This is a genomic window from [Clostridium] symbiosum ATCC 14940, from assembly GCF_000466485.1.
In the GTDB taxonomy this organism is placed as follows: domain Bacteria; phylum Bacillota; class Clostridia; order Lachnospirales; family Lachnospiraceae; genus Otoolea; species Otoolea symbiosa.
Genome location: NZ_KE993019.1, coordinates 1 through 9,013, shown reverse-complemented (window position 1 = coordinate 9,013; position 9,013 = coordinate 1). Strand labels below are relative to the sequence as shown.

The window sequence follows — 9,013 nt, the reverse complement described above, 5'->3', positions numbered from 1 at the left end:
TGCACGCTCCGCGCACAGGTCACCGCCATCAATATGAGTAACAGTGCAGACCGCATAAACTGTTACAAATATGAACCGTTACATCGATTCATTAATCAAAATGTCCTGCCCGAAAGCCCGGCATAAGGTCTGAGGCGGTTCATCAGTCCGTCAAATTCATCGAAAGTCAGGGACTGGGGACCGTCGGAAAGTGCTTTTTCAGGGCATGGATGTGTCTCAATCATCAGTCCGTCCGCGCCTGCGGCAATGGCGGCCTTGGATAAAGGCTCCACGTATGCCCTCACGCCGGTCGCATGGCTTGGATCCACGATAATCGGAAGATGCGTTCTCTGCCTCAATACGGGAACCGCGCTCAAATCCAGCGTGTTCCTGGTAGATGTCTCATAGGTGCGGATCCCACGCTCACAGAGAACCACATTTTCATTTCCCTCAGACATAATATATTCTGCGGCATTCAGCCATTCATCTATTGTAGCAGATAAACCGCGTTTTAGTAAGATGGGGAGGGAAGTTTTTCCGGCTTCTTTTAAAAGTTCGAAATTCTGCATATTCCTGGCTCCGATCTGGAGCATATCCACATACTGTACGGCGGACTCGATTGCATGGCCGCTGGTAACTTCGCAGATAACGGAAAGACCGGTTGCCTCTCTGGCTTCCTTCATATATTTAAGCCCCTCTGTTTCAAGGCCCTGGAAGGAGTAAGGGGAGGTTCTCGGCTTGTAAGCGCCCCCGCGCAGAAAGGTTGCGCCGGATTTTTTTACGGCAAAAGCCGTCTCCATCAACTGGCTGCTGCTTTCGATGGCGCAGGGTCCGGCCATAACGGTTAAGGTCTTTGGCCCAATCTCGGTATTCTGCACTTTGATTACGGACGGCTCGGGGTGGAATTTCTTATTGGCCAGTTTGTAGGACTCTGTGACCGAGACAACCTTGTCAACGCCGTCCGTGATCTCGATGTTGGAACCGTACAGCCTCGTCTTATCGCCGACAACGCCGATGATGGTCACCTGGTCGCCTTTGGAAAGATGAGCAGTCAGCCCTTTCGATTCAATTATTCCGGTTACTCTTTTTACCGCTTCTTCGGAAGCGTTTGGTTTCATTATGACAATCATGTTCTAATCCCGCTTTCTTGATTAATAATTATTATGAGTAAGGAGGACGCGGACGGGAACGTCCATAGTCCGGTGTGGTGAAGTGTGTATATGAGTCTTCAGTCCCCTGTTTAGGTTGTCGTGAGTGGGGAATCCGGCCGGAATGAATTATTACGGGGACCGTTCGCACTTTTTGGAGTGCGCAGCGGTGTTAGGCTCGAAAAGACCTCGCAAAACACCGGACCATGGACGTTCCCGTCCGCTGACTGTCTTCATCCTCAACTAACATTATTGCCTATTGTAGTGCAGAAAGGAAAAGTTGTCAACGATTTGTTGCGTTAAACTGCAACAGTTTAACGTGGGGAAAATAAATGGAGGATTAAAATACGGAAAAACCCCGGGATTTTCAATTCTCTTGTGCGAAATTGGCATAAAATTTGTATAAAATGTGAATTTTACTTGAAATTTTCTCTCTTTTCTTGTACAATATCAACATGGACTAAAATTTATCTACGGGAGGAATTTTTATATGAACGTGTATGGGACAAAACAAATCCGTAATGTGGTTTTATTAGGTCATGGCGGCGCCGGAAAGACAACCGTGGCGGAGGCTCTGGCCCTGGTTACAGGCGTAACTAAGAGAATGGGTAAGGTTCCGGAAGGTTCCACTATCAGTGATTATGATAAAGAAGAAATCAAGAGACAGTTTTCTATTTCCACAACCCTGATTCCTCTGGAATATGACGGAGAGGACGGCCCGATTAAGATTAACCTCTTAGACACTCCCGGTTATTTTGATTTTGTCGGAGAGGTTGAAGAAGCGGTCAGCGTAGCTGATGCTGCGATTATTGTCGTGAACTGCAAGGCCGGAATTGAAGTAGGTACGGAGAAGGCATGGGAACTCTGCGAGGAGTACAATCTTCCGAGAATTATATTTGTAACAAACATGGACGATGATCAGGCCAGCTTCCGTGAGCTGATTCTGAAGCTGGAGAAGCGCTTCGGAAGAAAGATCGCTCCGTTCCAGGTTCCGATCCGTGAGAATGAAAAGTTCGTAGGTTTTGTCAATGTCGTTAAGATGAAGGGCAGAAGATTCACAAATCTGAGTGATTACGAGGAATGCGAGATTCCTGAATACACAAAAAAGAATCTGGGTATTGTCAGAGACGCGCTGATCGAGGCGGTTGCCGAGACGAGCGAGGAATATATGGAACGCTATTTCTCAGGCGAAGAGTTTACTCAGGAAGAGATTTCCGCCGCTCTCAGAGAGCATGTTACGGAAGGCAATATCGTACCGGTACAGATGGGCTCCGGTATCAATGCACAGGGCTTCAGCCATCTGCTCCAGGCTATTGACAAGTATTTCCCGTCGCCTGACAAATTTGAATGCGTCGGCGTGGATGTTTCCACAGGCGAGCGTTTTACGGCAAAATATAATGACGATGTTTCACTTTCGGCCAGGGTATTTAAGACCATTGCCGATCCGTTCATCGGTAAATATTCACTGATGAAGATTTGTACCGGCACATTAAAACCGGACAGCGTGATTTATAACGTTAATAAAGACGCGGAGGAGAAGGTTCAGAAGATTTACCTGTTAAGAGGCAAGGATGTTATCGAAGTGCCTGAGTTAAAGGCAGGAGATATCGGTGCGGTAGGCAAACTGTCCGTGACACAGACCGGTGATACAATCGCAGTCCGCACGGCCCCGATCGTTTATCACAAACCGAAAATTTCCACACCGTATACATATATGGCTTATTCAGCCAAGACAAAAGGCGACGAGGATAAGATTTCCAGCGCGCTTGCCAGACTGATGGAGGAAGATCTGACGCTGAAGACCGTCAGTGACGTGGAGAACCGCCAGAGCCTGCTCTACGGCATCGGCGATCAGCAGCTCGATATCGTTGTAAGCAAACTGCTTGCCAGATATAAAGTGGATATCGTTCTCAGCAAACCGAAATTTGCATTCCGTGAGACTCTCAGGAAGAAAGTGGAGGCTCAGGGTAAATATAAGAAACAGTCAGGCGGACACGGCCAGTACGGCGATGTCAAGATGGAGTTTGAACCATCGGGAGACTTAGAGAAGCCATATGTATTCGAAGAGAGGGTATTTGGCGGAGCTGTTCCGAGAAACTACTTTCCGGCCGTTGAGAAGGGAATCCAGGAATGTGTCCTGAAGGGACCGCTTGCAGGTTATCCTGTGGTAGGTTTAAAGGCTGTTCTGGTGGACGGTTCTTACCATCCGGTGGATTCTTCGGAGATGGCGTTTAAGATGGCGGCTACTCTGGCATTCAAGAAGGCATTCATGGATGCGAACCCGGTTCTTCTGGAGCCGATTGCTTCTTTAAAGGTAGTCGTTCCGGATAAATTTACCGGCGATGTAATGGGAGATCTGAACAGGAGAAGAGGACGCGTTCTCGGTATGAATTCCGATCACCATGGCAAACAGATTATCGAAGCGGATATTCCGATGTCGGAGCTGTTTGGATACAATACGGATCTCCGTTCCATGACAGGCGGAATCGGCGTCTACTCCTACGAGTTCAGCCGCTATGAGCAGGCTCCGGGAGATGTACAGAAGAAGGAAGTGGAAGCGAGAGCCGCCGAAGCCGAGAGAGACTGATAGAATTTTGAGATTTCCGATGTTTTTTAAACAGTAAATATAGGGATATGAGTAGAAAGACAGGGCTGCTGCAAAGAGATATCTTTGCAGCAGTTACTTTTTAGCAGTGAAATATTTTCAGGTACGTCATTCACTGCCTGCGGGCGTGATTGGTTGAAATTTCAGACAAAACGCGGTGATGTCCAACAAAGTGTAGTGACTTTTGTCGGTGATGCCACCTTATTCTGGTATTTTATGCGCAAAATGACGAAAATTAAAATAATGCTTACAAAACACTTAAAAATGTGGTATGATTTATATAGTGTGGTATAAGTATGCCGGAATTACAGAAGCGGAAAAAGCAAATTTTCCCGTATTCAATAGAGCGGTGAGGGGTTCGCGAAACGTAACCTTTCATCGTTTTATATTGATTGGCGGTGAAAAACTCGCAGAGAGTGCTAGAGCGTAAACATTGGCAGTTTGTTCAGAATTCAGGAGGGATAACATGAATAAAGGCGATTACATGGTTCATTGGAGCGGCAAGGTCTGTATGGTGGAGGACATGGCCGAGATGAATTTGACAGGTACAAAGAGAATGTATTTTATTCTCACGCCAGTAAGAGATAAGGCAGAAAAGATCTATGTCCCTATTGAAAAGACGGAGGGAACCCTTCGGCCGGTGCTTTCGAGAAAAGAAGCAGTCTCACTTGCGGGAAGAATCAGGGATATTGAACCCCTTCAGATTAAAGATGAGAAGCAGCGCGCCCAGGAATATAAGACGGCTTACTATTCCCAGGATTATTTGAATCTGGTCAGAATTGCAAAAGAACTGTATCAGAGGAAAGAAAGCAGAGGGAGAGAAGGCAAGAAGCTCCCGTCGAAGGATGCGCAGATGATGCTGCTGGTAGAAAAGACATTTGAGGAAGAGATGGCGGTGGCCCTTGGCGTTGAGACCAGTGAGGTGAAAAATATGCTGGAGGCAGGAAGCCGGACATAATTTAATATACAGCAGATTCGGTGCGCAGGCATCGGAAAAGCGGCAGGAAGGAGACAGCGGGAGCGGATTAAAGTATCCCGCTGTCTCTTTTCTGCCGCTTTTTAACGTCCTCATCGTTTGCTGAAATACAGGGAATTGTAAGAAAATTGCAAAGATTGGAAAATGTTTCTATTGTATAATAAGGCAAAAGCAGAGGTTATCTTAAAGAGAACCGGCGGGAAGATGAGTAAAGGAAAAAGGATGATATGCATAGGATAACAGACAGGATGATATTGAAGGCGAGCGTATTGATCGTACTGCTGTGCCTCATTTTCGGGATTTGTTTTAGATACAGGTACAGGCTGGCTGAGCCGGTTTTTGTGCAGCAGAATACGGCGGTAACGGCAATATTTGATGACAGTGAAGCAAAACCGGGGTGGTATGCAGACGTTACATTTTATTATATTACGGGAAGAGGAGATGACAGGCTGGTACAGCACATTGATTTTTCGCAGCTCCAGCCGGCAGGGAATAACGCAGGGGATGAGGCATCCCTGAAGGAATTTACAGAGACGATAGAATCAAAGGGGCAGTATCTTTTGCACACGCTGGGAGGAAAGCTGTTTGTGCCGTCCGGGGAGCCGCTTGAAAACTACAGAGTGGTGACGGAAGGGAACGTGTATTATACGGACGGGAGCAGTGCCGTCACAGAACTGGGCAATCTGATCTTTGAGCCGGATTCCCGGGTAAACACCGTTGCTGAGGTGGTATCGGTTTCATCCGGCTCAGAAGGAAAGAGCGAGATGGTGGTGCGGATGAAAAGCGACGCCGCACTGAAGGTGAAAGAGGTACTGACTCCGGAGTGCACATCCGGTTCCTTTCATATGAGATTAAATGGAATAGAGCTGGCGCCGGGGCCGGATTTGGGAAATAAGGAGCTTATGAGGTTTGAGAAGGGCGATGTATTTAAAATGGACAGCCGGTGGGACGGGGATAGCCGTTTCGACGATCCGTCGGGACTGATTTCAACCATCATGATTCTGGAACTGGAGGGAAAGGCGCGGCAGACGCTTCTTTTTGTCCATTCCGTGCTTCAGCCGGCAGGAGGTAATTTTATTAATATGTGGAAATATCTGAACCAGAGGGGAGTGTTTTAAATGAATAGCAGAAGCAAAAAGATATTTTGGGGACTGCTGATTGCGTCCCTTCATATCGATCTGTTCGGGCTTGTATTGCTTCCGGCCTGTTTTGGCTTCGCAATTTTGTATTTCGGAATTTATGATCTGGAAAAGGGGGGAGCGTCATTTCCGCTGACCCAAAGACAAATGAAATTTTATCATGCTCTGGCAGCGGCTCTTGTTCTGCTGTCCGGCATTATTGTATTTACTTCAATTATTGACATTCTGCCCGATTCGGAGGTATGGGAGGTGCTTCCCTGTGTGCTTGAATATATAGTATGTTTTGTACTGATGGAAGTTTATGCGGGAAGAAAACCTTCTCTGGCGGGACTGAAGAGGGGGTATGCCGTTGTAATGGGACTGGCGCTCATCGGATACTGGGCCAGCCTTTTCGTGGGTTCAGCCGGCTGGCAGATTTTCAGTTCCGTAATTATCCTGATATGCCGCGTGATGGTGCTGACCGCTGCATACAGTGACAGAAAATATGAGGCATCGGAGCCTTTGGAGGAAAAAAGTCCTTTGATAAACTCTTCTGATATGAGATAATAGAGTCAGTAGGCAGTATAGAAATTTATGTGACTATTTCAGACTCATACGGAGGTTACAGCAGATGAGGATCATTGATTTTAAGGAAAGCAAATGCATGCACTGCTATAAGTGTGTTCGTTACTGCGATGTAAAGGCAGTTATGATCAAAGACGGAAGGGCAGAGGTCATAGAGGACAAGTGCGTTCTCTGCGGCCACTGCCTTCATGTCTGTCCGCAGTCGGCCAAGACGATGGCCAGCGATCTCGATACGGTGAAATATTATATCAGGCAGGGGCACCGGGTAGTGGTGTCACTGGCCCCGGCTTATATGGGCTTTTTGCAGGAGGGGACCATTGGCCAGATCCATGAGGCGTTCAGAAAGCTGGGATTCTTCGATGTCAGGGAGACGGCTGAGGGAGCGGCGGCCGTTACGGCGGAATATGCAAAGCTTTTAGAAGACGGGAAGATGGAGAATATTATCACAACCTGCTGCCCGAGCGTCAATGACTTGATTGAAATATACTATCCCCGGCTGGTCCCATACATGGCGCCGGTCGTATCCCCTATGGTGGCTCATGGGAGGATGCTCAAGAAGGAATACGGGGAAGATGTGAAGGTCGTATTTGTAGGTCCCTGTATTGCCAAGAAGAAAGAGTCCACGGATCCCAGGAACTTTGACAGCATCGATGCGGTGCTGAATTTTAATGATATCAGGAAGTGGATGGAGTCCGAGCGGATCTCGATAGAAGACTGCGGAGATGTTCCGTTTGAGCGCCTGGAGCCGCAGGTGAACCAGTTATATCCCGTCACCGGAGGCATCATTCACTCCGTTTTATCCACAAAGGAACAGAAGGACGGATACAGGAAGCTTCATATCCACGGAACGAAAAATTGTATTGAATTCTGCGACAGCCTGATGGCCGGTGAGATAAGCGGCAGCTTTATAGAAATGAACATGTGTACAGGCGCCTGTATCAACGGTTCGGCTCCGCTCGACAGAACCGTATCCAGATTCCGGGTAAAGATCGATATGGAGGAAAAGGTTTCAAGGGAGCCTGCCGACAGGGTAAAGCTTCAGAAAATGAGCGAGGGAGTGGGGCTTGGCAAGCAATACTCCGATCACTCAACGAATGATTTAATGCCTACGGAGGAGCAAATCCGGGAGATACTGGCAAAGACGGGAAAAAGGACGCCGGAGGAGGAGCTTAACTGTGGAGCCTGCGGTTATTCCACCTGCCGGGAAAAAGCGGTGGCAGTCTTCCAGAAAAAGGCGGAGATTAACATGTGTATTCCCTATATGCATGACAGAGCGGAGTCTCTGGCAAATCTTGTGATGGATACTTCGCCGAATCTTGTGATGATTGTGGACGGGGATATGAAGATTTTAGAGTACTCCGCAGTCGGTGAAAAATATTTTGGCAAGTCCAGGGCCGAAGCGATCCAGATGTACCTGTTTGAGTTTATCGATACAGAAGATTTCCAGTGGGTCTATGCGACGCATCAGAGTATCAGGGGAAAAAAGGTATCTTATCCGGAGTATAACCTGTCGGCTCTGATAAATATTGTATATGTGGAAAAGAAGGATGTAGTTCTGGCGACAATTATCGATATCACGGAACAGGAAAGCCAGGCCAGGAAGTATTACGAAAAGAAGCTGAACACAGTGGAGCTGGCCCATGAGGTAATCCGCAAACAGATGACGGTCGCCCAGGAGATTGCGGGACTTCTAGGAGAGACGGCGGCCGAGACGAAGATCACACTGCTGGACCTTTGCGATTCGCTTCTGGAAGAAGGCGAAAAAGAGCAGGGGACGGGAAGTGGAAAGAGAAGGCGCGGGACTGCTTCTGCGGAACCGGGTTCCGAAGCTGAAGGCAGGAGATAGAAGATGGAAATTAAAGCCGATATGGCATATAAGAGCCTGAATAAGAATGAAGAAGAGCTGTGCGGTGACAAGGTGGAGATTCTGCACACGGATAATTCCCACATTCTGATTCTGGCCGACGGGATGGGAAGCGGCGTGAAAGCCAATATCCTGGCGACGATGACTTCCAAAATCCTGGGAACAATGTTTTTAAGGGGCATTCCTCTGGAGGAATGCGTTGAGACGATTGCGGAAACCCTCCCTGTCTGCCGCGTCAGGCAGATGGCGTACGCGACCTTCAGCATCCTTCAGGTCTATGATGACGGGACCGCCTATCTGGTGGAGTTTGACAATCCGGGCTGTATTTTTATCCGGGACGGCGAAATTATGAAGATACCGGAACAGTTCCGCATGATCGACAACAGGCGCATCAATGAGTACCATTTTAAGGTGAAGCTGGGGGATGCTTTTGTCCTGATTAGCGATGGCGCCATCAATGCGGGAGTCGGAGAGCTGCTCAATTTCGGGTGGAACTGGGACAGTGTGGCAAAATACGCGCAGAGAGAGTATAAAAAGACAATATCGGCCATGCATCTGGCCGCCGCGATCAGCCAGGCATGCGACGATCTCTACCAGTACCGGCCCGGGGATGACACGACGGTGGCCGTGCTGCGGATTGGGGAGAAAAAACTGGTCAATCTGATGACCGGGCCTGCCCAGTGCCAGGAGGATGATGAGGGTATGGTAACAGACTTTATGGCCGATGAAAATGCAGTA

Annotated in this window: 8 protein-coding genes; 7 read left to right on the top strand and 1 reads right to left on the bottom strand. The window is 48.2% G+C overall.

Annotated features, from left to right (window positions below):
- Window positions 1–95 precede the first annotated feature (95 nt).
- Entirely contained in the window at window positions 96–1,109 is a 1,014-nt protein-coding gene (gene aroF / locus CLOSYM_RS19395; protein ID WP_003498495.1) for a 3-deoxy-7-phosphoheptulonate synthase, read from the bottom strand.
- A 508-nt stretch (window positions 1,110–1,617) separates the two neighbouring features.
- On the opposite strand from aroF, the gene CLOSYM_RS19390 reads away from it, so the two are divergent.
- From CLOSYM_RS19390 to CLOSYM_RS19360, 7 genes are all read left to right on the top strand, one after another.
- Window positions 1,618–3,714: an elongation factor G gene (locus CLOSYM_RS19390; protein WP_003498493.1), complete on the top strand. Its 2,097-nt coding sequence runs from the start codon at window positions 1,618–1,620 to the stop codon at window positions 3,712–3,714.
- Between the two features lie 84 nt (window positions 3,715–3,798).
- Window positions 3,799–4,026 (top strand): hypothetical protein, encoded by a 228-nt coding sequence (locus CLOSYM_RS19385; RefSeq protein ID WP_044902949.1) that lies wholly within the window; start codon window positions 3,799–3,801, stop codon window positions 4,024–4,026.
- Between the two features lie 172 nt (window positions 4,027–4,198).
- Window positions 4,199–4,690, top strand: a complete 492-nt coding sequence (locus tag CLOSYM_RS19380; protein WP_003498491.1) for a CarD family transcriptional regulator — start codon at window positions 4,199–4,201, stop codon at window positions 4,688–4,690.
- Between the two features lie 245 nt (window positions 4,691–4,935).
- Window positions 4,936–5,826 (top strand): hypothetical protein, encoded by an 891-nt coding sequence (locus CLOSYM_RS19375; RefSeq protein ID WP_021643468.1) that lies wholly within the window; start codon window positions 4,936–4,938, stop codon window positions 5,824–5,826.
- On the top strand, window positions 5,827–6,393 hold the full coding sequence (locus tag CLOSYM_RS19370) for a hypothetical protein (protein WP_003498487.1): 567 nt from the start codon (window positions 5,827–5,829) through the stop codon (window positions 6,391–6,393).
- Window positions 6,394–6,457: 64 nt separating this feature from the next.
- On the top strand, window positions 6,458–8,257 hold the full coding sequence (locus CLOSYM_RS19365) for a [Fe-Fe] hydrogenase large subunit C-terminal domain-containing protein (RefSeq protein WP_009298485.1): 1,800 nt from the start codon (window positions 6,458–6,460) through the stop codon (window positions 8,255–8,257).
- A gap of 3 nt (window positions 8,258–8,260) precedes the next feature.
- The coding region (locus CLOSYM_RS19360) for a SpoIIE family protein phosphatase (protein ID WP_021643467.1) at window positions 8,261–9,013 on the top strand (753 nt) is incomplete at its 3' end.